General features: G+C 60.8%; 19 protein-coding genes. 10 read left to right on the top strand and 9 right to left on the bottom strand.

Translation table 11 applies throughout. The features are described from left to right. The first annotated feature begins 2 nt into the window (after positions 1 to 2). Positions 3 to 707, top strand: a complete 705-nt coding sequence (locus tag ACW9I6_RS13830; RefSeq protein ID WP_134325515.1) for a DUF3142 domain-containing protein — start codon at positions 3 to 5, stop codon at positions 705 to 707. Between the two features lie 33 nt (positions 708 to 740). Here ACW9I6_RS13830 and ACW9I6_RS13825 read toward each other — a convergent pair whose 3' ends face one another. From ACW9I6_RS13825 to ACW9I6_RS13790, 8 genes are all read right to left on the bottom strand, one after another. Then, positions 741 to 2,183 carry an efflux transporter outer membrane subunit gene (locus tag ACW9I6_RS13825; protein ID WP_457339440.1) on the bottom strand — a complete coding sequence of 481 codons (1,443 nt, stop codon included), beginning with the start codon at positions 2,181 to 2,183 and terminating at the stop codon, positions 741 to 743. Further along, a complete protein-coding gene (locus tag ACW9I6_RS13820) occupies positions 2,180 to 3,238 on the bottom strand; it encodes an HlyD family secretion protein (RefSeq protein ID WP_177020631.1) in 1,059 nt (352 codons plus the stop codon). Before ACW9I6_RS13820 ends, ACW9I6_RS13825 begins: the two co-directional genes overlap by 4 nt. 26 nt (positions 3,239 to 3,264) lie before the next feature. Further along, positions 3,265 to 4,800, bottom strand: coding sequence for an MFS transporter (locus tag ACW9I6_RS13815; RefSeq protein WP_087693599.1), 1,536 nt, complete (start codon positions 4,798 to 4,800; stop codon positions 3,265 to 3,267). Positions 4,801 to 5,029: 229 nt separating this feature from the next. Continuing rightward, complete coding sequence (locus ACW9I6_RS13810; RefSeq protein WP_177040678.1) at positions 5,030 to 5,950, bottom strand: LysR family transcriptional regulator; 921 nt, start codon at positions 5,948 to 5,950, stop codon at positions 5,030 to 5,032. A 114-nt stretch (positions 5,951 to 6,064) separates the two neighbouring features. Beyond that, a complete protein-coding gene (locus ACW9I6_RS13805) occupies positions 6,065 to 6,913 on the bottom strand; it encodes an ABC transporter permease (protein ID WP_003218225.1) in 849 nt (282 codons plus the stop codon). Positions 6,914 to 6,925: 12 nt separating this feature from the next. Further along, positions 6,926 to 7,777: an ABC transporter ATP-binding protein gene (locus ACW9I6_RS13800; RefSeq protein ID WP_102605411.1), complete on the bottom strand. Its 852-nt coding sequence runs from the start codon at positions 7,775 to 7,777 to the stop codon at positions 6,926 to 6,928. 1 nt (position 7,778) lies between these two features. Continuing rightward, the gene (locus ACW9I6_RS13795) at positions 7,779 to 8,804 is read right to left on the bottom strand and encodes an ABC transporter substrate-binding protein (protein ID WP_457339439.1); all 1,026 of its coding nucleotides are present in this window, start codon (positions 8,802 to 8,804) and stop codon (positions 7,779 to 7,781) included. 14 nt (positions 8,805 to 8,818) lie between these two features. Further along, entirely contained in the window at positions 8,819 to 9,712 is an 894-nt protein-coding gene (locus ACW9I6_RS13790) for a TauD/TfdA dioxygenase family protein (RefSeq protein WP_003218232.1), read from the bottom strand. Between the two features lie 298 nt (positions 9,713 to 10,010). Between ACW9I6_RS13790 and ACW9I6_RS13785 the strand changes: the two genes are divergently transcribed. The 5 genes from ACW9I6_RS13785 to ACW9I6_RS13765 all read left to right on the top strand — a co-directional run bounded on the left by ACW9I6_RS13785 (position 10,011) and on the right by ACW9I6_RS13765 (position 16,739). Beyond that, the gene (locus ACW9I6_RS13785) at positions 10,011 to 10,721 is read left to right on the top strand and encodes a GntR family transcriptional regulator (protein ID WP_008433627.1); all 711 of its coding nucleotides are present in this window, start codon (positions 10,011 to 10,013) and stop codon (positions 10,719 to 10,721) included. A gap of 452 nt (positions 10,722 to 11,173) precedes the next feature. Continuing rightward, positions 11,174 to 11,938: a DUF3050 domain-containing protein gene (locus tag ACW9I6_RS13780; protein ID WP_023659321.1), complete on the top strand. Its 765-nt coding sequence runs from the start codon at positions 11,174 to 11,176 to the stop codon at positions 11,936 to 11,938. Next, entirely contained in the window at positions 11,935 to 12,882 is a 948-nt protein-coding gene (locus ACW9I6_RS13775; protein WP_457339438.1) for a diiron oxygenase, read from the top strand. Before ACW9I6_RS13780 ends, ACW9I6_RS13775 begins: the two co-directional genes overlap by 4 nt. After that, positions 12,879 to 16,262, top strand: coding sequence for an amino acid adenylation domain-containing protein (locus tag ACW9I6_RS13770; RefSeq protein WP_457339437.1), 3,384 nt, complete (start codon positions 12,879 to 12,881; stop codon positions 16,260 to 16,262). Before ACW9I6_RS13775 ends, ACW9I6_RS13770 begins: the two co-directional genes overlap by 4 nt. 27 nt (positions 16,263 to 16,289) lie before the next feature. Further along, on the top strand, positions 16,290 to 16,739 hold the full coding sequence (locus tag ACW9I6_RS13765) for an SRPBCC family protein (RefSeq protein WP_008433617.1): 450 nt from the start codon (positions 16,290 to 16,292) through the stop codon (positions 16,737 to 16,739). 42 nt (positions 16,740 to 16,781) lie between these two features. On the opposite strand, the gene ACW9I6_RS13760 is transcribed toward ACW9I6_RS13765, so the two are convergent. Further along, the gene (locus ACW9I6_RS13760) at positions 16,782 to 18,662 is read right to left on the bottom strand and encodes a methyl-accepting chemotaxis protein (RefSeq protein ID WP_003218243.1); all 1,881 of its coding nucleotides are present in this window, start codon (positions 18,660 to 18,662) and stop codon (positions 16,782 to 16,784) included. A gap of 279 nt (positions 18,663 to 18,941) precedes the next feature. On the opposite strand from ACW9I6_RS13760, the gene ACW9I6_RS13755 reads away from it, so the two are divergent. From ACW9I6_RS13755 to ACW9I6_RS13740, 4 genes are all read left to right on the top strand, one after another. Further along, complete coding sequence (locus ACW9I6_RS13755) at positions 18,942 to 19,442, top strand: sigma-70 family RNA polymerase sigma factor (protein WP_008433614.1); 501 nt, start codon at positions 18,942 to 18,944, stop codon at positions 19,440 to 19,442. Beyond that, complete coding sequence (locus tag ACW9I6_RS13750; protein ID WP_003218246.1) at positions 19,439 to 20,422, top strand: FecR domain-containing protein; 984 nt, start codon at positions 19,439 to 19,441, stop codon at positions 20,420 to 20,422. Before ACW9I6_RS13755 ends, ACW9I6_RS13750 begins: the two co-directional genes overlap by 4 nt. Before the next feature lie 105 nt (positions 20,423 to 20,527). Further along, positions 20,528 to 23,020, top strand: a complete 2,493-nt coding sequence (locus ACW9I6_RS13745) for a TonB-dependent siderophore receptor (protein WP_457339436.1) — start codon at positions 20,528 to 20,530, stop codon at positions 23,018 to 23,020. A 71-nt stretch (positions 23,021 to 23,091) separates the two neighbouring features. Beyond that, the gene (locus ACW9I6_RS13740; RefSeq protein ID WP_457339435.1) at positions 23,092 to 24,267 is read left to right on the top strand and encodes a PepSY-associated TM helix domain-containing protein; all 1,176 of its coding nucleotides are present in this window, start codon (positions 23,092 to 23,094) and stop codon (positions 24,265 to 24,267) included. Positions 24,268 to 24,398: the final 131 nt, after the last annotated feature.

The raw sequence follows: 24,398 nt of genomic DNA, 5'->3' as shown, positions 1-24,398 counted from the left end.
CCGTGAAGCGTTTCTGGCTGGCCCTGCTCCTGCTGGCAAGCCCGGCCTTCGGCGCGGTGGACGCCCGCGACCATGACGCGTTCTGGCTGTGGAGCGGCGTCGCGCCGCAGCCGGTGCTCAAGCAGGCGAAAACCCTGTACATCCTCCAGGGCCAGATCAACTCGACCCGCCGCGCGCCCCGGCGTGGCGTGCAATTCATCGCCCAGGGCATGAGTGTGCCGCGCATCACCCAGGGTGAAATCTGGGTGGTGTACCGCGCCCACACCCTGCACTGGCCCGAGTCGGTGTACAGCCAGATGCTCGGCCAGGTGCAACGCTGGCGGGATGCGGGCAACCCGGTGGTGGGCATCCAGATCGACTTCGATGCGCGCACGCAATACCTCGACGAATACGCGGATTTCCTGCGCGACCTGCGCCAACGCTTGCCCAAGGACCTACGCCTGAGCATCACCGGGCTGATGGACTGGAGCAGCAACGCCGACCCGGCCGCCATCGCACAACTCAAGGGCGTGATTGATGAAGTGGTGGTGCAGACCTACCAGGGGCGCCACAGCATTCCGGACTACGCGGCCTATCTGCCACGGATGAACCGGTTGGGGGTGCCGTTCAAGATTGGGTTGATTCAGGGTGGAGAGTGGGAGGAGCCGGGGTATTTGAAGGGCAGTGAGTGGTTTCGAGGGTATGTGGTGTTTTTGCAGAATCCTTGAATGCCCACAGTCCCTGGACTGTGGGCACTGGTATTAACGCCCTGCCGTCTGTTCCGGATACACCGACTCCCAGCCCCCACCCAATGCCTTGTACAACCCGACCATGGCCAGGGACACGCCGGTGGAGCTTTCCACCCACTGCTCCTGGGTCGCCAGCAACGCACTTTGCACGGTCAGTACGTTGACGAAATCCACCACGCCTTCGACGTATTGATGCTGCGCCGTGGCAAGGGCGATCTGGTTCTGCCGCACGGCTTCGGCAAGGCTGTCGCGCCGCAGTTGGCTGGCGTTGTAGCGGGTCAGTTGATCATCGATTTCATGCCAGGCCCGCAGCACGGTCTGCTGGTAGGCCAGGGCCGCTTCCTGTTGCTGGGCTTCGCGCAGATCGAGCATGCCTTGCAACCGGCCACCGTTGAAGATCGGCAAGCTCAGTTGCGGGCCGAAGGCGAATGCACGCGAACTCCACGAGCCGAAATCCGCCAGTTGCAACGCCTGGGAGCCCACGCTGCCAGACAGGGTGATGCGCGGGTAGAAGTCGCCCTTGGCCACACCAATGGAGGCGGTGGCCGCATGCAAGCGAGCTTCGGCCTGGCGGATATCCGGGCGGCGCTCGGCCAGTTGCGACGGCAGGCCGATGGCGACCTGGCGTTGGGTTTGCGGCACCGCAGCGTCCTTGGACAATTTGGCGTACAAGGCTTGTGGCGGTTCACCCATCAGCAGGCTCAGGGCGTTGATCAACTGGTCCTGGCGTTGCTGCAAATCCGGCAGGCGCGCCTCGATGGCGGCCACTTGAGCAGCGGCTTCGGCTACGTCCAGGTCAGTGGCGACACCGTCGGCCAGGCGCAGTTGCGAGAGCTTCAGGCTGTGGCGCGCCACCTCGAGGTTTTGCTCGGTGACGGCGCGGGTGTTTTGCACGCCGCGCAGTTGGATGTAGTCCTGGGCGGTTTCCGCCAGCACCGACAACAGCACCGCGCGGCGGTCGTTTTCGGCGACTTGCAGGGTGGCGTCGGCGGCTTCGGTTTCGCGTTTTACGCGGCCCCAGAAGTCCAGCTCCCAGGCGGCGGAGAAACCCATGTCCCACTGGTTGAACGCCGAGCGGCCGTTCTTGCCCGAGGCATCGCTCAAGCCATCGGCGCTGTTGCGCTGACGCAGGTAATCGCCGGTGGCGTTGACGGTCGGGTAGCGCTCGGCGGTGATCACCTGGCGCGCGGCGCGGCTTTGTTGCAGGCGGCTGCTGGCGAGTTTCAGGTCAAGGTTATCGGTCAGCGCGCGACGGGTGAGCGCGGTGAGCTGCGCGTCGTGGAACACTTCCCACCAGCGCTCTTCCAGCGGGTCGTTGACCGCGTGGCTGGCGGCTTGCCGGCCATGGGGCTCGGTCCATTGGCCGACGGGATTCAGCGGGCGCTGGAAGTCCGGGCCGACGGTGCAGGCACTCAGGGTGAGCAGGCTCAAGGTTAACCAGGCAAGGCGTCTCATTGCTGCGCCACCTCACGTTGCTGGGCGGCGGCGTGGGTGTCGACGCTGGCTTCCACCGACATGCCGACCCGCAGGCGCTCGGTCAACGCCTGGCCGGGCTCCAGGATGATTTTTACCGGAATACGCTGCACCACCTTGGTGAAGTTGCCGGTGGCGTTGTCGGGTTTGACCGAGGCAAATGTCACGCCGGTAGCTGGCGCCAGGCTTTCGAGGTGGCCCTTGAGCACTTCGCCGTCGAGGCTGTCGACCTTCACGTCCACCGTTTGGCCAGCGTGCATGTGGGACAACTGGGTCTCCTGGAAGTTGGCCACCACGTAGGCCTCGGCCAGCGGTACCACGGCGAGGATCTTGCTGCCCGGCGTCACATAGGCGCCGACCCGCACCGCGCGCTCGCCGACCATGCCGTCCACCGGCGCGACGATGCGGGTGTACGACAGCTGATAGCTGGCCATTTCCAGTGCGGCCTGGGCACGTTTCAGGCCGCCCTCTGCCGCATCACGCTGGGCGCTGAGGATTTCCACCTGCTTGCGTTCAGCGGCCAGCACCGCCGTGGCATTCGCCAGGCGCGCGGTGGCCTGGTCAATACGCGTCTTGGCTTGCTGGGCGTTCTGTACGGTGCCGGCGCCTACACCCGCGAGGTGGTTGTAGCGGTTCAGTTCGTGTTCGGCAAACGCCACTTCGGCGCGATCCGCCGCCACAGTCGCCTGGGCCTGGGCGATCACCGAGCTTTGGCGCTCCAGGGTTGCCGTGGCATTTTTCAGCTGCGCCTGGGCCACCAGCGTATCGGCATCGGCCGCCTGGGCAGCGGCGCGGAAGTCACGGTCATCGATCAGCGCCAGCAACTGCCCGGCCTTGACCCGCTGGTTGTCTTCCACCAGCACTTCCTTGATGAAGCCGGCCACACGCGGCGCCACCAGGGTGTAGTCAGCGGCGACGAAGGCGTCGTTGGTGCTCTGGCGTTTGCTGCCGAACACACCCGGCGCCAGCAGGTAAACCAGCACACCTACGGCAAACACGGTGATGACGGTTACAGCGATTTTGTCTTTGCTTTTCATAACAATCCCTTTGGCTCAGTGAGCAATCAAGTCGGCGCGCGGGGCGGATAAATCCGCGTCGGCATCCAGAAAATCAGCAGGATCAACGCCGCCGCGACACCGGCCATGACGTAGTAGAGATCCGAAGAGGTGAGCACCACGGCCTGCTCGTGCAGCCGATGGGCAAGGCCGGCGGCATCGCTGTCGGCCAGGGGCGAGTTGCCCAGGCTGTCCACCAGCATGGTCGAGTGGAAATGCAGGCGGTGTGTGGTCAGGGCATCGAGCACGCCGGTGGCGACCACGGCAGCCAGGCCTTTCACGGTGTTGAACCACGCCGAGGCGAAAGGCCCGTCCTGGGGCGTGATGCTGCCGGTGGAGAGCATCAGCAGCGGCAACACCGCCATCGGTTGCCCGAAGATCTGCAGCAGTTGCAGCACGTAGAAATCATCGCGAATCCATGCCGACGTGAGTTGCGCCCCGCCCACGCAGGACAGGATCAACATGCTCAAGCCAATGCCCAATACCCAGCGGCAATCGACCCAGCGCAAGTTGCACAACGCCGCCACCAACGGCAGCGCGATCAACTGCGGCAGCGCCATGATCAGCATCACCGGTGCAGTTTGCAGCGGGCGGTAGCCTTGGACCTGGGCCAGGTAGCTGGACGGAATGATGGTCACCGCCAGCAGCACGATCAGCACCCCGGCGAGCACAATCAGCGCGAACGACAGGTTGCGTAGCCCAAGCATCTGCAACTTGAAAAACGGCATCGGGTGCGACCACTCGTTGATCATGAACAGCACCAGCAACACCAGGCCGCCGATCAACAATGAGGTAATCAGCGGCGACTCGAACCAGTCCAGCCGATTGCCCTGCAACAGGCCGATCACCAGCATGCAGATCGCCGGGAAGCCCAACAGCAGGCCGCGCCAGTTGAACTGCTTGAAGCGCTCCAGGCGCAGCGGGTCCTGGGGCAAGCCGTAGGCCACGGCCGCCATGGCCAGCAGGCACGGCCCGACAATCTGCCAGAACGCCCATTGCCAGCCGACGTATTCGGTCCACATGGCCGCCAGCGGTGTGCCGAGGCTAGGGCCGAAAGTGGCCGTGAGGGCATAGCCGGCGAGGCCGTACAGCTTGACGTTGGCCGGCAGGAACCGCAGGGCCACGGTCATCAGCATCGGCGGCAAGGCGCCACCGGCCAGGCCTTGCACGGTGCGCAGGATCAGCAGGCTTTCGTAGTTCGGTGCGAACGGGCACAGCACGCCAAGTATGGTGAACAGGCCGATGGCGCAGAGGGTGAAACGGCGCAGAGAGAACGTCACCGAACACCAGGGTGCAAAGGCCATCGCCGAGACAGAGGTGGCGGTGTAGGCAGCCACCAGCCAGGTGCCTTCGTCGAAGCCGATGTACATCGCACCGCGAATATCGGCGAGAGCGACTTTGGTCACCATCTCGTTGAGGCCGGACACCAGTACCGCAAGCAATACGCCCACCAGGCCGATGATGATGCGCGGGCCGAAAACGGGCGGGGTAATGGCGGTCGGTTTGGCTGCGGCCAGGGGTGCGGGAGCAGCGAGGGACGTCATGAACTACAACTCGGAATAGGAAATACCCGAGCAGTTTAATAAGGCTTAGACATGACAAAAAGTGACTTATCGGAAGCTTATAAGTGCACCAGACGCAATGATCAAAATGTAGGCGATCTCTGTGGGAGCCGGGCTTGCCCGCGATTGCATCACCTCGCTATGCCTGAAAAACCGTGTCGCCCGCATCGCAGGCAAGCCAGCTCCCACATTGACCGGGCTCAATTCCGACTCACTTGGGCTGCGCTTCCCGCCACGTCGCCTCGCAGCATTCGCGCATGGTCTCGCGCAGCCACTTATGGGCCGGGTCTTTGTCGAAGCGCGGGTGCCAGGCCTGGGTCAGCACCAGGGTCGGCAGGGAGATCGGCAGGGTGAAGGCTCGCAACGGCAGCTTCAGGCGATTGGCGCTGTAGAGCGCTTCCTTGGGCACCGGCAGGATCAGGTCGGAGTCCGGCAGCATGAACATCGCGCCGTGAAACCCCGGCGCGATCATCGCGACTCGGCGTTCCAGGCCCTGGGCGTTGAGGGCGGTGTCGATGGGCCCCCGGGCAATGCCGCGGCGGGAGATGCTGATATGCGAATAGCTGGCAAACCGTTCGGCGGTGATTTCTCCATCGAACAACGGGTGCCCTTCCCGTGCCAGGCCGACGAAGGTGGTGGTGAACAGGTTCTGCACCTTCACTTCCGGAGTGATCGGCATGGTGTTGCCCACCCGCAGGTCGAGACGGCCTTCACGCAGGGCCTCGTCATCGGTGTCGCCTTCCGGCACGAAGCGCAGTTCGCACAGCGGTGCCATGCGTTCCATGGTGTCGAACAGCCGACCGCCATACACTCCGACAAAAAAGTCATTGGCCCGCACGCTGAAGCGCCGGCGCAGGGTGCGCAGGTCCACTTCGTCCGCCGAGCGGAACAGCAGCGCCGCCTGCTCCACCACGCTGCGCACCTGGCCCTGTAGCTCCAGGGCCTTGGGCGTCGGTACCAGGCCGCGACCGGCGCGCACCAGGATCGGATCGCCCACTGCCTCGCGGATACGCGTGAGGGTGCGACTCATGGCGGCCGGGCTCAGGTTCATCCGCCGCGCGGCGCCCACCACACTGCCCTCGTCGAGCAAGGCGTCGAGGGCGACCAGCAGGTTCATGTCCGGTAATTGCATGCCAAGCACTCGTGATGGGTTGGGAGTGAACTTGGCGCAATCGTAGCAGACTGTGGCGAGGGAGCTTGCTCCCTCGCCACAGGGTTGGTGTTTCAGTCCGGGTTGGTGTTTCAGTCAGCGTTGCATGCCCCAGCGCTTCACGGTGACCCGCTCCAGGGTGTCGAACACCAGGTTCTCCACCAGCAGCCCGATCAGGATCACCACCGCCAGGCCGGCAAACACTTTGTCGGTGTACAGCTCGTTGCGGTTCTGGAAGATGTACCAACCCAAACCGCCTTTGCCGCTGGTAGCACCGAACACCAATTCGGCAGCGATCAGCGTGCGCCAGGCGAACGCCCAGCCGATTTTCAGCCCGGCGAGAATCGACGGCAGCGCAGCCGGGATCAGGATGAACAACACGAAGCGCATACCCTTGAGGCCATAATTTCGACCGGCCATGCGCAGGGTTTCGGAGACGCCGAGGAACCCTGAATAGGTGTTGAGCGCCAGCGCCCACAACACTGAATGCACCAGCACGAAGATCAGGCTGTTCTGCCCCAGGCCAAACCACAACAGCGCCAGCGGCAGCAGGGCAATCGCCGGCAACGGGTTGAACATCGAGGTCAGGGTGCTCAGCAGGTCACGCCCCAGTTGGGTCGACACCGCAAGCGTGGTCAGGGCAAACGCCAGCACAATGCCGATCAGGTAACCCTTGATCAGCACCACCAGCGAGATACTGACCTTGCTCAACAACTCGCCACTGGCCATGCCGTCGTAGAACGCGCTCAGTGTCTGCAGGAAGCTCGGCAGCAGCAGGTCATTGTTCTGATAACGGGCAGCCGCTTCCCAGAGGATCGCAAGCACGATCAGGATCAGGCTTTTACGCAGCCAGCCTTGTTGCCACAGGCGCTGGCGCCACGGCAACTCGCGCTCTACGCGAACACCGGGCAACGGTTCGAGAGTGATTTCATATTCCTGGCGCATGGTGCAAACCCTTCAATAAGCGATGCGGATATCGGCGAAACCCAGTTCGGTTTCCGCCTCGGGCGCTTCATCAAACAACAGCCGATGAATGCGCCGCGCCGAAGCCTGGAACTCCACACCGCCGAGGCTGTGCAGGTCGTATTGATGGCTGTGGATTTCCGCCCGCACCCGTCCCGGGTGCGGCGACAGCAACAGGATGCGGTTGCCCACCACCAGCGCTTCCTCGATGGAGTGGGTGACGAACAGCAGGGTGAAACGCACCTCTTCCCAGAGCAGCAATAGTTCTTCCTGCATCTTGCGCCGGGTCAGGGCGTCGAGGGCGGCGAAGGGTTCATCCATCAGCAGGATTTTCGGCTGCATGGCCAACGCCCGGGCGATTGCCACGCGGGCTTTCATGCCGCCGGACAGGGTGTGCGGGTAGGCGTCGGCAAAGGCCGTAAGGCCGACTTTTTCCAGGTAGTACAGCGCCCGCTCTTCGGCCTCGCGACGCTTGAGGGTTTTGGACGCCAGCAGCGGGAACATGACGTTCTGCTTGACGGTTTTCCACGGCGGCAGTTGGTCGAACTCCTGGAACACCACGATACGGTCCGGCCCTGGCTGCTCGACTTTTTGCCCGAGCAGACGGATCTCGCCCTCACACGGCTTGATAAAGCCGGCGATGGATTTCAACAGTGTGGATTTGCCGCAGCCCGAAGGCCCCAGCAATACAAAGCGGTCTGCCGGATCGATCGCGAAGCTGACTTGGTGAGTGGCCCGCACCACCCGTTCGGGCGTGCGGTATTCAAGGCTGACTTTATCCACCGAAAGCAGTGCTTCGGTGGTGGTCGGGTTGCTGGCCGTGTGGCCTTGCAAGGGCGCGTTCATGTCAGCTCCCTTGCAGCGGCTTGGCGTCCTGGAAGAAGTAATCCTTCCACGATTCGGGTTTGTTTTTGATCGCGCCGACGCGGTAGAGGAATTCCGCCAGCGGGTAGGTGTTTTTCGGTGTGACGCTGAATTCGAACTGCGGGTTTTCGATGATTTTCAGCAGCTCGGCGCGGTCGATCTTGGCCTTGGTCACGCGGATGTAGGTATCGGCTGCGGCACCTTTGTCGTTCTGGGCGAACTGCGCCGCTTCGGTCAGTGCCTCGACGAACGCCTTGTAGGTTTTCGGGTTGTCGTTGCGGAATTTCTCGGTGGCGAACAGCACGGTCGGCGAGTTAGGCCCGAGGATGTCATAGGAGTTGAGCACCACATGCACGTTCGGGTTGGTCAGGGCCTGCTCCTGGAACGGCGGGTTGGAGAAGTGCCCGGTCAGCTCGGTGCCACCGGTAATCAGCGCAGCCGTGGCATCCGGGTGCGGGACGGCAACGGTGTACTTGTCGAGGCGATTGAATTCCTTGTCGCCCCATTGCTTGGCGGCAGCGTATTGCAGGAAACGCGACTGCACGGACACGCCCACTGCCGGTACGGCAATGCGGTCTTTTTCGGTGAAGTCGGCAATGGTCTTGACCTTGGGATTGTTGCTCACCAGGTAGTAGGGGAAGTTGCCCAGGGAGGCGACGGCTTTCACGTTCTGCTTGCCATGGGTGCGGTCCCAGATAGTCAGCAGCGGGCCAACGCCGGCCCCGGCGATGTCGATGGAACCGGAGAGCAGCGCATCATTGACGGCTGCGCCGCCGGACAGTTGCGTCCAGTCGACCTTGATGTCGATGCCTTCCTGCTTGCCGTATTTTTCGATCAGGTTCTGGTCGCGCACCACGTTGAGCAACAGGTAGACGATGCCAAACTGCTCGGCGATGCGAATTTCGCCTTCGGCCTGGGCGGCGGCAGGCGCCACAAGACTGCCGGCCAGCAGGCTGACGCCCAGGCCAACCGTCGCGGCCAGGCGCGCAAATGGGGTTTTCTTGGACATGGTCATGCTCCGGGTCAGAAAGGCGCGTCGCCCTGGATGGTGGTGCGGTACAGCTTGCGCCGCAGGTGGCTGGGGCAGCCAGCCGCCAGGTGGATCAGCGAGCGGTTGTCCCAGAACACCATGTCGTGGGGCTGCCACTGATGGCGGTAGATGTTTTCCGGCAGCACGCTGTGGGCGTACAGCTGGGCCAGCAGGTCGCGGCTTTCATCTTCCGGCAGGCCGACGATACGGGTGGTGAAGCCCTCGCTGACGAACAGCGCCTTGCGGCCGTTTTCCGGGTGGGTGCGCACAATCGGGTGTACCACTTCCGCCACTTGAGCGAGTTGCTCGGGCGTGAGGGTCGGGCGCCAATTGCCTTCGAATTTGGTTTCGCTGTAGCGTGCGGTGTAGGAGTGCGCGGCGCTGCGGCCTTCAACGGCCTTGCGCAGGGACTCGGGCAGGTTGTCCCAGGCTTTATGCATGTCGGCGAACAACGTGTCGCCACCCTCGGACGGCAGCTCCTGGGCATGGAGCATCGAGCCCAGGCTCGGTAGCTCCTTATAGGAGAGGTCCGAGTGCCAGAACTTGCCGGCGTCTCCCAGGCCGATGGATTGGCCGTTTTCGATGATGTTGGAGACGATCAGGATTTCCGGGTGGTTGGCCAGCAGGAATTGTTTGAGCACATGGATTTGCAGCACGCCGAAACGGCGGCTGAAGGCGATCTGTTGCTCGGGGGTGATACGTTGGTCGCGGAAGACCACGACGTGATGGTCCAGATGCGCGCGGTGAATGCGTGCGAAGTCCTGGTCGCTGACCGGACGGGCCAGGTCCAGGCCTATGATTTCGGCGCCGACGCTGCCGGGAAATGGACGGATCTCGAAGGTTTGTGTGGTGTCGGTCGCTGTTGGAACAGTAGAGGTGGCAGACATGAGTTCACTCCCGTGCAGTCAGGAGAGTGACTTTATAGTCATAAGAACCGCATTTTAAATACCGTTAGTGAATATCGATATGCAGCAATACCGCTGTTGGCCTGACTCCCGGGAATAAAATGTGCACGACGGACCTTTAGCCTGTAAGACCTGACAAATGGGAGCTGTGGGCCCGAAGAACACGCTGTTGAGTCGCTTACAAGCCGAAACCTTGCCCGTTTGACAAGCTTGTGGACAATCTCTAGTGTGCATTGGATCCAATTAGCCACCTCACCTTGAAAAGGAGGATAGCGTAGTCGTGACGCAGAAGCCGAACCCTTTGAGCAGCATCCAGATCAGCGGGCCTATCCCCGCCCATCTCGCCCGCTCCGTGATTGAAGAAACATTGCGCAACGCCATCCTGGATGGCCGCTTGCCCTGTGGCACCGCCATGCGTCAACAGGAGCTGGCCAGCTTGTTCGGGGTCAGCCGGATGCCGGTGCGCGAGGCATTGCGTCAACTGGAAGCCCAATCGCTGCTGCATGTGGTCACCCACAAAGGCGCGGTGGTGGCGCCACTGATCGAGGACCACTCGGCGGAAACCTACGCCCTGCGCATACTCCTCGAATCCGAAGCGCTGCGCTTGTCGATTCCCCTGCTCACGCCCGATGACATCGCCCAGGCTGGCGCCTTTATCGACGCGCTGGAACGGGAAAGCGACTACACCGAAATCGGCCGCCTCAACCGCCTGTTCCACATGGCGCTGTATGGCAAGGCGGGCAATCAGCGGTTGCTCAAGCTGGTTGAACACGGCTTGAACGAAGAGGAACGTTTCCTGCGCTTCAACCTCGAGGCCATGGGCCTGGGCAAGACGTCCCAGGAAGATCACCGCGAACTGCTCGACCTCGTGGCGCAAAAGAAGGTCGACGAAAGCATCCTGACCCTGCGTAACCACCTTACCCGCGGCATGGAGGTGATTACGGGTTACCTCAAAACTCTTGAAGAGACTGAACAGAACGCTGCGCTGTAAATTCCGCGTGGAACTGAAACGCCTCCCTCGACCACAAAGCGCTGCGAAGTGACGCTGGCCGACGGAGGCCAGTGCACCACCATTACTCCCGTTAAACCATTAAGCCCAAAGAAAACTTCACACACTCCGCAGAGCGATCCAACTACCGCAATATTCCAACTCGAAAAACTTATAAAACTAAAAACACCTGAATACTTAATCAGATTATTACCAACACTCCAATTCTCCCAATCGACAGCGTGAATCCATGCTCGGTGCGTCACTGCGCGTGGCGTTCCTTTAAATAAAGCCTTGGTATTTTGTCACAGCATGCTGCTTGCCAGTAACAGTGTCAGCCTCGTACAGGGCTGCCTGTTATCAAGGCACCCGCGCATCCGTGAAAACCAATGTTTATTTGTCGCTAAAGCACAACGCTTTTATCAGGGAAGAGACAACGACCTATAGGCATCAACATGTTCCAGCACTCACACCTGCTTAAACAAAAAAAGCAGAAGTTACATATCCATCCAATATTCAAACAAATAAACACTCTTCCAAAGTTGCAGTACTTTATGGAAAACCACGTATTCGCGGTGTGGGACTTCATGACACTCACCAAACGCCTGCAACATGACCTCACCGGTATGCGCCTGCCCTGGTTACCGCCAACGGACCCGCAAGCGGCTCGCCTGATCAATGAGATCGTATTGGGCGAAGAGTCGGACGCGTATCCCGGCCATGGGCACGGCAGCCACTTCGAGTTGTACCTGGAAGCCATGCGTGAAGTCGGCGCGAGCACGGCGAACATCGAGCGGTTCGTCAGCCTGCAGCGTGACGGCAACGATGCAGAAACGGCCCTGCAAAAAATCGATATCCACCCGTCCGTGGCCCGGTTCGTCAGAAGTACCCTGCAGGTTGCCCTGGACGCCCCGACGCACTGCGTGGCGGCAGCCTTTCTCCACGGGCGCGAGAGCGTCATCCCGGCGATGTTCAAGCGCATCCTGGAGGAGTGCGAGGTGCTCCATCGCCAGGCGCCCACCTTCTGCTACTACCTCAAGCGCCACATGGAGATCGACGCCCAGGAGCATGGCCCGGCGGCAACTCAATTGCTGCAACGCCTTACCCTCGGCGACCCAAGCCGCGAGCAGCAAGCCGACAGTTGCGCCCTCGGCGCCGTGGAAAGCCGCCTGGCCTTATGGGATGGGTTGCATAGGTGCCTGCCGGAGATGAGCGCATGAACCCTGCCGACTACCGCTCATTTGCCGACGACTGGGAGCGCCGCGCGACCATCCGCACACGCCCGCGGCGGCGGCTGGAAAACGATCAGAAACTGATCTACCCCCTGAGCCGACAGCCCCTGGTGCTGAGCGCAACCTTTATCGACCGATGCCCGCAGTGCCGTGATTTTGTCTTGCTGCAGACGTTCTACAAGTTCATCAACGACGTGGTGATCTTTGAAACCGAGATCGTCGACAAGACCGCACGCAGCATCGCCAAGAATCGCTTTTCGGTGCCCTTCCCGCTTGCCTGTCGCTACGACGCCATGACCGTGGTGGTGGACGAGGATTACCACGCCCTCGTCGCCCTCGATTTCATGCAACAGACCATCGAGATGACCGGGATCCCACCCCTTGAACTACCCGCGCAAATCGAGCTGAGCCGCGCCTTGCCTGCCGCACTGGCGCTGGCGCCCGAACACCTGCGCGATGCCGTGGAACTGATTGCCGTGGCCATCGCCGAGAACACCGTGACCCATGACGTGGCAGCGTTTTCCAAGGACGACAGTGTCAAGCAGTCCATCCGTGGGTTGATGGCCGACCACTTGTTTGACGAGGGTCGCCACGCGCTTTTCTGGACGCGCCTGGTGCGTATTTATTGGCAGTCTGCAGACGCCGCGGACCGCGACTGTATCGCCCGGATCCTGCCGGTTTTTCTCCAGCATTACCTGACCCACGACCTGCAGAAAAACTTCGACCTGCACTTGATCGAGCACCTGGATGTCAGTGACGGCACGCGCTCTGCGCTGCGCACTGAAGTGCAGGCGATGGGCTTTCCCATTACCCGCCAGCACCCGTTGATCGGCAATATCATGGGCTTCCTGAACCACAGCGGCCTGCTGCAAACGCCGAGTGTGATTGGGGCGCTGGATGCCTTTCTTGCGGCGCCAGGAGGGCACCCATGAGGCACCTGAAGATTGGGCTGGCGGGCTTCAGCGCGGCGCTGAATGAACTGGGTGAGACATTGGCGCAATACGGTCATGGGGTGGTGCGAGCACAGGATGTCACCCACCTAGTAGACCTGCTGATTGATGACGGTAGCGAGGAGGTTCCGCCCGGCGTGACGTGCACAGCCTTGATGAGCCTGCGCGTGGGTATGGGAGCGTTGACCGACTGTGGATTGCCGGCCCTGCAGCTCAGGTGTTACGCCCACTCACGGCGACTCCTGACAACCCTGGAGGTTGCCGGAGAAGCCTGTGGCAATGGTCAACGGCTGCGTCAACACGCAGTAAGCCGCCTGGTGGAGTGGGTAGCCCAACAGGTGAGTGGGTTCTCCCGGGACCCGGGCTATTTCTCGCAGGCGGCCGTCGCCTCTGATGATCCGGAACACGGCCTGCAAGCGCTTGCATCCCTGGCGTACCTGCATCGTTTTAACCTGACGGCCGATTTGGTTCTGCAGCAGCAAGCCCAGGTACCCCTGATCGAACGATTGGAAAACAGTCTGCAAACCTTCGCCGACCGGCCGGCGTTGAACATCGCCGGCAGCGGGCTGACTTACCGGCAGTTGCATCGCCAGAGCCTGGCTATCCAGCACCGTCTGCGACTTCTGCTTGGGCCCCACGACACACCGCCGGTAATCGGCGTCTGCCTGGACAAATCCCTGGAGCTGTACGCCAGCATTCTCGCGGTACTCGCCTGCGCTGCGGTGTACCTGCCCCTGGAGCCGGGCCACCCGCTGCAACGCCAGCAAGCGATGCTGGAAAACGCCGGCGTCTCGGTGCTGCTGGATGATGGCAAACATCCACTGCGGGACGGGTTTTGTGCATTGGATGTGAGTGCCGTCGACACTCCCGACACCTCGCTGCCAATGCGCCAGCGCCCCGCCATGGACGACCCTTGCATGGTGTTCCACACCTCGGGCACTACCGGCCACCCCAAGGGCGTGCTGCTCAGCCAGCACAACCTGGCCCATTTCAGCGCCTGGTTCGGGGGTCATGTGCAGCTGAGCGAACACAGCCGGGTCTTGCAGTTTTCGCCCTTGAGTTTTGACTCGTCCCTGATCGATATCTTCCCGAGCCTGATCGCGGGCGCCGAGCTGATCGTGCCCAGTGAGGACCAGCGACGCGACCCGCAGCAACTGGTGGAGTTGATCCGACAACAGCGCGTCACCCACGCCTTCCTGCCGCCGGCGCTGCTGAGCATCCTGCCGCTGGATCAACCCCTGGGCCTGGCGCACCTGATGACCGGAGGCGACGTGTGCGAGCCCTATGTCATCGAGCAGTTGGCAGGCCAGTGTCGCCTGCACAATTTCTACGGGCCCACCGAAGCCACCGTGCTGGTGACCAGCCACACGTTGCAGCCGGGCGACAGCAATCGCAACCTCGGCACGCCCATCGCCAACAGCCAGGTACTGATCCTCGACGAGCACCTGCAACCGGTGGATGAGCAGGTGTTGGGCGAACTGTACATCGTCGGTCCCGGCGTCAGCCTGGGTTACCTCAACCAGCCGCGTCAGACCGCCGAGCATTTCGTCCCCCTGGAGTTGCCCGACGGCCAGACCTTGCGGGCCTACCGCACAGGCGACCTGGCGAAGTGGACCGCTGCCGGCATCGAGTTGGTCGGGCGCCGGGATCAGCAGGTGAAGATCCGTGGGTTCCGGGTCGAACCGCAAGAGATCGAACATTGCCTGCGCAGCAGTCAGCTGTTTCGCCAAGTGGCGGTGGTGATTGACCGTGAGCGGCGAATCCTGGCTTTTGTTGCTCAGCCCGAAACACAAGACGCCCTGCCTGCACTGACGCAGCATGCCCGGCAAACACTGCCGGACTATTTGCGGCCAACCCTGTGCACGGAACTTGCGAGCATGCCGTGCACCCCCAACGGAAAGGTCGACCGCCAGGCATTGCTGGCGTTACCGACTCCAACGCTGCCGGCCATCATTCACGGCGAACCGCACACGCCCATGCAAGTGCAGTTGCTCAACCTGTGGAGCGAGTTGCTGGGCATGCCGGTCACGCAGCTGTCGGCCGACGAGAGCTTCTTCAATCTTGGCGGCCATTCCATCCTGCTGTCGACGATGCTGCTGCGTATCCGCGAGCAGTTCGGGCGCAGCCTCTCCCTAAGCCGGTTTTTTGAAACCCCCACGGTTCGTACCCTCGCTACGCTGATGGGGGACGACGCACCACCCGAAGCACCGACCGGCCAGGCTACCCGGGATGCGCTGCGTGAGCTGCATGTGCAGACATTGCCGGCTGAACAGGCGGGCGAACGTCGCCGGGTGATCGTGACCGGGGCCAACAGTTTTCTCGGGGTGCATATCGTCGAGGCACTGTTGGCCGAGGGTGCACTTGAAGTGGCGTGCCTGGTGCGCGAACGGCCCGGACATTCGGCGACCGCGAGGTTTGCCGAGGCCCTGCGAGAGTACCGTCTGGAACACCTGGACCTGAGCCGGGTGCAGGTGTATGCCGCCGACATCAGCCAGCCGCGTCTTGGCCTGTCGAGTGAGGTGTATGACTACCTCGCCGGGGAGTTCGGCGTGTTGGTGCACAACGCCGCCCACGTCAATCATGTGATGGATTACGCCACCCTGGCCAAGGACAACGTCGAACCGGTGCTGGAATGCCTGCGCCTGTGTGAAACCCGGTGCAAGAAGGTCTTCAATTTTATCTCGACGCTGTCGGCCGCCAGCACTATCGACGCACATGGCCAGGTACTCGAAAACCCCGCCGCGGCCACCCCGCCGCTCTACATCCAGAATGGCTACAACCTGTCCAAATGGGTTGCCGAACGCTTGCTGGGACGCGCCGCAGCGCAAGGTGCCTGGGTCAATATCCATCGCCCGGGGAACATCAGCTTCAACAGCCGCAGCGGAGTCTGCGAGCCACAGAAGAATCGCCTGATGTTGATGCTCAAAGGTTCACTCCAACTGGGCCTGGTGCCGCACCTTGAGTTGAATTTCGACTTGATGCCGGTGGACTTTCTCGCCCGGTTTATTGCGTTCCACAGCAGCCGCTGCCGTGCTGGAGGGACGGTGTTCAACCTGCATAACCCGCAGCCCCTGAGCTGGGAAACCTACGTCGACGCCTTTCGCCAGGCAGGCCACGCATTCGAGCTGGTGAGCGTGGCTCACTGGCAACGTCACCTGCACACAGTGGACAGCCGCAATGCGCTGTTCGGCGTACTGGGCTTCTACCTCAATGGGGTGGGCGAGGACATCGGCGATACCTCGATGATCCGCCATGACAACGCACGACGCGGCGTCGAGCAGATGGGCGGACGCTACCCCGAAAAAAATCCGGCGCTGTTACGCAAGGGCTGCGAGTACCTGCGCAGCACCGGTTTCCTGTGACCAGGCTCTCAATTGAAGGAAGACCTTATGAAACCCGATACGTTGATTCGCAACCCTTGCGCCAAACCTGTGGTGTCCTCAGTTGTGGTTGCCTGTGATGCCGCCGGTGCGTGGGCGGTGGTCGGTGACTTTGGCGGATTTGATCGATTCATCCCCGCCTTGTCCCACATCGAAATCACTGGTGCGGGCGCGGGATCGCTGCGCAAGAAGTTCTTCCACGATGGACACCTGGTGGTGGAGCAACTCAACAGCCGCGACGAGCAGGCCATGCGCATGACCTGGACCACGATCTACAACACCTTGGGCGTAGCACGGTTGTGGGCCGCCATGGATGTCGAACCGTTGGGAGCAGGATCCTCACGGGTGACCTGGACGATCATCGCCGAGCCGGTTGAACCTGGCGCGGAGGGATTTGAGCCGTTTGTGCAGGCATTCGCCGACGGTGCGCTGGCGAATGTGCGAGCGATGTTTGGCTAAAGGAGACAGGAGCGAGCAGGCTCGCTCCTGTGTGTTCATCGATCAGATTTTGAAACTGTCGACCAACTGCTTCAGGCGGTTGGCCTGTTGAGACAAGGCGTCGCAATCCTTCAAGGTTTCGTTGAGGTTGGCCACGCCCTGCTGGTTCAGCAGGTTGATCTGGTTGATGTCGACGTTGAGGGTTTCCACCACGGCGGTCTGTTCCTCGGTGGCGGCCGCTACCGACTGGTTCATCCCGTCGATCTCGACGATCCGCTGCGTCACGCTGACCAGGCGTTCACCGGCCTGGTTGGCGACCTCGACGCTTTCTTCACTCGAGGTCTGGCTGGCGTTCATCGTGGTCACGGCCTCACGCGAGCCAATCTGCAGCGAGGTGATCATTTTGTGGATCTCTTCTGCCGACTCCTGGGTGCGGTGCGCCAGGTTGCGTACTTCATCCGCCACCACGGCAAACCCACGCCCGGCCTCACCGGCACGTGCAGCTTCAATCGCGGCGTTGAGGGCCAACAGGTTGGTTTGCTGGGAGATGCCTTTGATCACGTCCAGGATGTGGCCGATGTTGTCGGTGCTGGCGTTCAGGGTTTCAATCTGCGTGCAGGACAGGCTGATTTTTTGCGAAAGCTCCGACATCGCCAGGATGGTTTTCTCAACCACCTTGCGCCCATCATCGGCCTGCTCACTGGCACCGCTGGCGTGTTGCGAAGCATCAGCAGCGTTGCGCGCGATTTCCTGCGTGGCGGCCCCCAGTTCGTTGATCGCTGCGGCCACGCTGTTGGTGCGCGCGCTTTGTTCGTCGGAACCGATGATCGACGCGTTGGACGAGGCCATTACTCGCTGGGACAGGTCGTGCACCTGGCGCGTCGCCGAGGAAACTTCGGAAATTGACGCGTGAATACGCTCGACGAATTGGTTGAAGGCACTGCCCAAGTCACCGAACTCGTCCTTGCTTTCCACTGTCAGGCGGCGGGTGAGGTCACCCTCGCCCTGGGCGATGTCCTGCATGGCGCGGCCCATGGTGGTCAGCGGGCGCATCAAGACCTGGATCAGGACGCTCAGGAACACGGCAATGGCGGCAACCGCAATGAACATGGCGATCAATGCCGAGGTACGGAACTTACCCAGCGGTGCGTAGGCTTTGTCTTTGTCGATCGACAGGCCGATGTACCAGTCGGCATTCGGCAACCCGCTGATAGGGGTGAAGGACAAAATCCGTTCCTGGCCATTCAAGACCACTTCCTGGCTGAGCTTCTCGATGCGCACGTTGGTGCCGGGATAGATGTCCTTGAGGTTCTTCATCACCTGGTCCTGGTCCGGGCTGACAATCACCTGACCATCACCGCTGACCAGGAATGCATGGCCGATGCCGCCGAAATCCACCGAGTTGATGATCTTCACCAGGGTTTGCAGGCTCAGGTCACCGCCGACCACGCCAAGCAGTTCGCCATTCTTTTTCACCGGCATCGCGATGGTCACGATCAGCCCGCCTACCGCAGCCATGTAGGGCGGTGTAAGCATGGTCTTGTCGGCTGCGACAGCTTGCTTGTACCAGGGACGCTGACGCGGATCGTAGCCGTCGGGCATTTTGGCGTCGGGACGCTGGGTGAACACGCCGTTGGTGGAACCGACGTAGGTGAACTGGAAGTTGGAGGTAAATGCCGACTGGTCGACCAACCCCGGAAGATCGGCAGAGCTGCCTTGATGGGCCACGTTTTGCGCGAGGCTTTCCAGTACCAGCACCCGCCCGCTGAGCCAGTTCTGCACGCTACTGGCGGTGAGTTCACCGGATTGCTGAATGGACGACTCCAGGTTTTGCCGGATGGTATTGCGCTGCAAGTAGTCGTTGTAGAACGTGAATAACGCGAAGGCCAGAACCACTACGCCTGACGCGGCCAACAGAATTTTATGACTGAACTTGAGATTCATTTCATTGACTTCTTTTTGCCAAAAGGGGGTGAGCGTGCCGGATGCAACATTCCATGTAACGGTATAGGCAGACTCTGCGACTGCTCTATTTCGGTGCACGCATGGCTCGTCAGGCTTTCGGCCAAGGCAGGATAAATCTTAGGAATTTGTGAGAAGCATCTGCTTTTAATGTCAGAAACCGACCAGTGGTAGCGCTCTAACGTCAGGAGTTGCAAAATTTTTCAGGCTTGTCGACAATGCGACTAATTATCATTTGTGACGCTTTGCCAGGCCGTGTGAATGCCCTCATCCGAGTACGCAGTACAGACGCTTTACAGCAACCATCATGGCTGGCTGAACACTTGGCTGCGCAGCCGTCTGGGTAACGCAGCGGATGCGGCGGACCTGGCCCAGGACACGTTCGTGCGGCTGCTGCAAAAAACCGAACGTTTCGAACTCAAGGCCCCTCGCGCTTTCCTGCGCACTATCGCGCGGGGCCTGGTGATCGATCATTGGCGTCGCGAAGAAATCGAGCGCGCCTACCTGGAGTCCATCGCGCATTTGCCCGAAGCCTTGGCGCCGAGTGCTGAAGAACGTGCGTTGATTCTGGAATTGCTGGAGTCCATCGCCCGGCTTCTGGACGGACTCAAGCCCAAGGTACGCAAGGCGTTTCTACTGGCTCAATGCGACGGCCTGACTTACAAGCAGATTGCGCAGCAGATGGGTGTATCACTGCGCTCGGTGGAGCGCTATGTCGCCGAGGCGCTTTATCACTGTTATGTGCTGCGGTATGAGGCATGACCTCGATGGATAACACAGCGCGCGCAGGAATCGACCCGCAGGTGGTCAAGCAGGCCATCAGCTGGATGCTGCGTCTGCGTAACAATCGCGCCAATGTCCGCCTGAAGGCGCAGTGCGAGCACTGGCGCGAGGCTCATCATGAACACGAGTTGGCCTGGCAACGCGTGCAGGCACTGCAGCATGAATTAAGCAGCCAGTTGGCGGCGATTCCCGGGGCCCATGTGGCGCTGGAGAACAGTGCCCAGCGCCTTGGGCGCCGGCAGGCATTGAAGGTATTGTCCGGCGTGCTGTTGATGGGTTCGGCGGCCTGGGTCAGCCGAGACCTCACCGGCTGGCAGCGTTGGACCTCTGACCTGGCTACCACCACTGGCGAACGCCGTAGCGTGCAACTACCGGATGGCACGCGCCTGCAGCTCAATACCGATAGCGCAGTGGACCTCGACTTCAACCCGCAACAACGCTTGATCACATTGGTGCGTGGGGAAATCCTGGTGACCTGCGGCGCCGCGGCGACCGCCCCCCTGCTGGTTCGCACCCGCCATGGTTTGTTCGAAGGAATAGACGGGCGATTTGTGGTGCGCCAGGACAGCGATTGCACACGCCTGAGCGTCGCGTCAGGCAACGTGGCGATTCATTCACCGCATACCGCCGACGGGCTTTTCACTCAAGTGCATGCAGGAGAAAGCTATCTGGTGCGTCAGAATGCGGCCGCTCTGGCGCCGCCTTCGGATATGGATACAGGGGCCTGGGCCGACGGGTTGATCGTCACCCGCAACATGCGTCTTGCCGACTTCCTGGCGGAGGTAGGGCGCTATCGCCATGGTTATCTGGGCTGCTCGAGCGATATCGCAGATTTGCGCTTGTCTGGTGTTTTTCGCCTGGAGGACACCGAGAAACTATTGGCGATCCTTCCGCAGACGCTGCCTGTGCGCCTGCGCTATCGCACCCGCTGGTGGGTGAGCCTGGAGCGTCAGGCCTGATTATTTTTGGCGTGCCTGATTTATTTTTGGCGGCTTTTTTCCGTGAGTCCGGCTTAGACAGTAAGCAATTCAATCTGCCTTCAGCGACCTCTACGGATCTCGATAATGACTGTGCGTTTTTTCAGCAACTCTCCCTCTTCCTACCCTTTGCTCGGCAAAGCCGTACGCGCAGCATTGCTGTCGACCACGATGAGCATCGGCTTGCTGCCAGTGGCCGGTGTCGCGGCTGATAGCGGGGTCGAACGTATCAGCCAGCGCTATGACATCCCGGCAGGCGCGCTGAGCGATGTGCTCAATCAGTTTGCCCGTCAGGCAGGCATCACCCTTTCCAGCACGCCTGCGCAGACTCAGGGCCGCCAGTCTCCCGGGCTGCACGGGGAGTACTCGGCCGAACAGGGCCTGAGCCAATTGCTCAACGGCTCAGGCTTGCAGGCGCAGGCGCAGGACGACGTGAGTTTCGTGTTGCAGGTCCAGCCCGAGAGCGAGGCGCTGACCTTGCCGACCACCGACATCAAAGGCTTCGCCCTGGGTAATGCCCTGGGCAGCATGGAAGGCTACAACGCGACCCACAGCCAGATCGCCACCAAGACCAGTACCGCGCTGCTGGAAACGTCTCAGACGGTTTCAGTGGTGACCCGCGAGCAGATGGACGACCAAGGCTCGCAAACCGTTGCCCAGGCCATGCGTTACACCCCTGGCGTGCTGACCAACCCTTATGGCGCCACTCACCGCTATGACTATGTGGCGATGCGTGGTTTCAACGACGGTTCGGTGGATAACATCTACCTGGACGGTTTGAAATCCATGGGTGACAGCGGAACCTACAGCACCATGCAGGTGGACCCGTATTTCCTCGAGCGCGTAGATATCCTCAAAGGACCGTCATCGGTGCTCTACGGGCGCAGCTCGCCGGGTGGGCTGGTGGCGTTGACCAGCAAGAAGCCATTGTTTGAGCCATACCATCAGGTCCAGGCCACGATAGGTTCCCAAGGGCAGCGAGGCATGGGTTTCGACTTCAGCGGCCCGGTGGATGACGACAAGCGCATTGCTTACCGACTGACCGGGCTTGCAGACAAGTCCGACACGCAATTCGACCATGCCAAGGAAAAACGCTACGCGCTGGCACCCACCTTGAGCATCGACTTTACCGATGACACATCCCTCACACTCCAGGCTTACCTGCAGCATGACCCCGACGGTGGCTACCACGGAGGCATGCCGGCAGATGGCGCGCTGCATCAGCGCAACGGCCAGCGGATCTCCAATCACTTCTTCGAAGGCGAGCCGGGCATTGATGGGTACAAGCGTGATCAACAGTCGTTCGGCTATCAGTTCGAGCATCGCTTCAATGATGTTTTCACCGCGCGGCAGAACTTTCGGTATCTGGACTCCAAGGTCCGGCTGGACCAGGTATATGCCTATGGCTGGACTACGCCCACCAGTAATGAGTTGAATCGCTATTACTCAGGCGGTGACGAAAAGCTGCATGCGTTCATCATCGACAACATGCTGCAGGCTGAATTTTTTACCGGCGCGACCAAGCATACGGTGTTGATGGGGGCGGACTATCAGCGGCGCAAAACCGTCGTGGACTGGAGCAGCGGCTCTCTTGCGCCAATCAATGCGTTCAACCCGGTGTATGGCAGTTCCGAGATCAGCTATTACAGCCCAACCAGTTATCTGCGCCGGCTCGAGCAGACCGGCGTTTACCTGCAAGACCTGATTGAGATGGACAAGTGGCGGTTCTCCCTCGGGTTGCGTCAGGACTGGGTTGAGACCTCCGATGAAAATCGCATTGCCGAAGCGGGACGACCGCTGGGCACAGAGATCAGTGATAAACGTACCAAACTGACCGGCCGGGCCGGAGCGCTCTACTTGTTTGATAACGGTCTCGCGCCCTACGTCAGCTATTCCGAATCCTTCAACCCGAACTCCTATTCGGACAGTGCCGGCAATCCCCTTGCACCTACCGACGGCACCCAGTGGGAAGTCGGCTTGAAGTATCAGCCGCCGGGTACCGACAATTTGTTCACGGCCTCGCTGTTCCGCATCGACCAGGAAAACCTGGCGACCAAACTGCCGCAGGAAAACTTCTATCGCGCGGTCGGCGCTGTGCGCTCCCAGGGCCTGGAGCTGGAGGCGCATATGCAGTTGACCGACCATCTCAAATTGTTGGGCAGCTATACCTTCACCGATATCGAGTATTCGAAGTCGATGGTCAGCACGCTGAGTACTGCGGACAACGTGATCGAGAACAAGGGGAACTCGCCGACGCAGGCGCCGCGTCATATGGCGTCGGTATGGGCAGACTACAAGTTCGATAGCGGCGCACTGGATGGCCTGCGACTCGGTGGTGGTGTTCGTTATGTCGGCTACAGCTGGGCAGATGCGGAGAACACCATGAAGGTGCCCGCCTACACGCTGTTTGATGCCTCGATGGGTTATGACCTTGGCAAGGTTGGACTGAAGGGTGTGGATGTACGCCTGAATGCCAACAACCTGACGAACGAGTCGTACGTGGCGTCGTGTGCCAGTTTGAACTTCTGCTACCTGGGTGAAGAGCGCAACGTCAGTGCGACGGTGAGCTACCAGTTCTGATCCCTCTCGATTCATACAAAGCCAGTTCCTGATTCCAGGCGCTGGCTTTGTCGTCTTTGCAGGAAATTTTTATGCGCGCATTGCTGGTTTTACTTCATCGCTACATCGGGTTGGCAACGGCGTTGTTTCTGATGATGGCGGGACTCACGGGCAGCCTTCTGGCGTTTAACCATGAGTTGGATGAATGGCTCAATCCCGGCCTTTATGGAGCAACGGCCAAAGGTTCGGCATTGCCGCCAGGTGAACTGGTGGACACGTTGCAGGGGCAGCATCCCAAACTGCAAGTCTGGTACATGGAGTATCCACAAGAGGCCGGTCATACCGCGATGCTGGCGGCAGTTGCGAGAAACGATCCGGCGACGGGCAAACCCTTTGAGGAGCCCAACCAGGTCTTTTACCTGGATCCGGTCAGCGGCGAAGAAATGGGCCGGCGTGTTTGGGGGGCTTGCTGCTTTCAGCGCGAGAACTTCATTCCGTTCATTCTGGAATTTCACTACAACCTGACACTGCCGGGTAATTGGGGTTTGTGGCTGATGGGACTGGTGGCGATCGCATGGGTGTTCGATTGTTTTATCGCGCTGTGGCTGACCCTGCCGAGAGGTAAACCGTTCTGGAAGAAGTGGTCCACGGCGTGGAAGATCAAGGGCGGCCACGCTTACCGGCTGAACTTCGACCTGCATCGTGCAGGCGGGTTATGGCTTTGGCTGTTGTTGCTGCCGATTGCAGTCAGCAGCGTCGCGATGAATTTGCCGAGCCAGGTGTTCAAGCCTGCTGTCTCGCTGTTCTCACCGGTTGAGCCTAGCGTCTATGAGGCCCGTGGCGGGTTACCCGCCGAGCAATTGGGCGTGACACAACTGAGTTATCAACAGGCCTATGAGCGGGCGCTGGAGGAAGGCAAGCGGCTGGGACTGACGGCGGCGATTGGAGAGCTTTACTACAGCTTTGAGTACAACTTTTATGGGGCGGGTTTTGGACAACATGATACCGAGGCCCATGGGAAATCCTGGTTGTTTTTCCACGGGACGGATGGGCGTTTACTGGGGCAGGAAATAGCAGGGCAAGGTACGTTGGGAGAGCGCTTTTATCGGCTGCAACTGCCGATCCATGGGGGCAGGATCATCGGGGTGGCGGGTCAGGTGCTGATTGCGCTGCTGGGAGCTGTGATCGCGATGTTGTCTGCTACCGGGATCTATATATGGTGGCGCAAGTTAATGGCCAGGCGAAGCAGTAAGGCACGCAAAGGGTGAGCCGGTTCTAGTTGTTTGCCCAGCCCTTAAACGACAAAACCCCTGTCTGCGCTAGCAGACAGGGGTTTCGGAATTCAATCTTGACGATGACCTACTCTCACATGGGGAAACCCCACACTACCATCGGCGAT

It is taken from the genome of Pseudomonas sp. SDO5522_S412, assembly GCF_054071215.1.
Note: the sequence above shows the minus strand (reverse complement) of the source record. Positions and strands in the feature narration are given on the sequence as shown.

Excerpts from the sequence above, each read along its gene's own strand:
- ACW9I6_RS13825 (WP_457339440.1), bottom strand. The coding sequence starts at position 2,183 with ATGAGACGCCTTGCCTGGTTAACCTTGAGCCTGCTCACCCTGAGTGCC.
- ACW9I6_RS13820 (WP_177020631.1), bottom strand. The coding sequence starts at position 3,238 with ATGAAAAGCAAAGACAAAATCGCTGTAACCGTCATCACCGTGTTTGCC.
- ACW9I6_RS13815 (WP_087693599.1), bottom strand. The coding sequence starts at position 4,800 with ATGACGTCCCTCGCTGCTCCCGCACCCCTGGCCGCAGCCAAACCGACC.
- ACW9I6_RS13810 (WP_177040678.1), bottom strand. The coding sequence starts at position 5,950 with ATGCAATTACCGGACATGAACCTGCTGGTCGCCCTCGACGCCTTGCTC.
- ACW9I6_RS13805 (WP_003218225.1), bottom strand. The coding sequence starts at position 6,913 with ATGCGCCAGGAATATGAAATCACTCTCGAACCGTTGCCCGGTGTTCGC.
- ACW9I6_RS13800 (WP_102605411.1), bottom strand. The coding sequence starts at position 7,777 with ATGAACGCGCCCTTGCAAGGCCACACGGCCAGCAACCCGACCACCACC.
- ACW9I6_RS13795 (WP_457339439.1), bottom strand. The coding sequence starts at position 8,804 with ATGTCCAAGAAAACCCCATTTGCGCGCCTGGCCGCGACGGTTGGCCTG.
- ACW9I6_RS13790 (WP_003218232.1), bottom strand. The coding sequence starts at position 9,712 with ATGTCTGCCACCTCTACTGTTCCAACAGCGACCGACACCACACAAACC.
- ACW9I6_RS13780 (WP_023659321.1), top strand. The coding sequence starts at position 11,174 with ATGTTCCAGCACTCACACCTGCTTAAACAAAAAAAGCAGAAGTTACAT.
- ACW9I6_RS13775 (WP_457339438.1), top strand. The coding sequence starts at position 11,935 with ATGAACCCTGCCGACTACCGCTCATTTGCCGACGACTGGGAGCGCCGC.
- ACW9I6_RS13770 (WP_457339437.1), top strand. The coding sequence starts at position 12,879 with ATGAGGCACCTGAAGATTGGGCTGGCGGGCTTCAGCGCGGCGCTGAAT.
- ACW9I6_RS13765 (WP_008433617.1), top strand. The coding sequence starts at position 16,290 with ATGAAACCCGATACGTTGATTCGCAACCCTTGCGCCAAACCTGTGGTG.
- ACW9I6_RS13760 (WP_003218243.1), bottom strand. The coding sequence starts at position 18,662 with ATGAATCTCAAGTTCAGTCATAAAATTCTGTTGGCCGCGTCAGGCGTA.
- ACW9I6_RS13755 (WP_008433614.1), top strand. The coding sequence starts at position 18,942 with ATGCCCTCATCCGAGTACGCAGTACAGACGCTTTACAGCAACCATCAT.
- ACW9I6_RS13750 (WP_003218246.1), top strand. The coding sequence starts at position 19,439 with ATGACCTCGATGGATAACACAGCGCGCGCAGGAATCGACCCGCAGGTG.
- ACW9I6_RS13745 (WP_457339436.1), top strand. The coding sequence starts at position 20,528 with ATGACTGTGCGTTTTTTCAGCAACTCTCCCTCTTCCTACCCTTTGCTC.
- ACW9I6_RS13740 (WP_457339435.1), top strand. The coding sequence starts at position 23,092 with ATGCGCGCATTGCTGGTTTTACTTCATCGCTACATCGGGTTGGCAACG.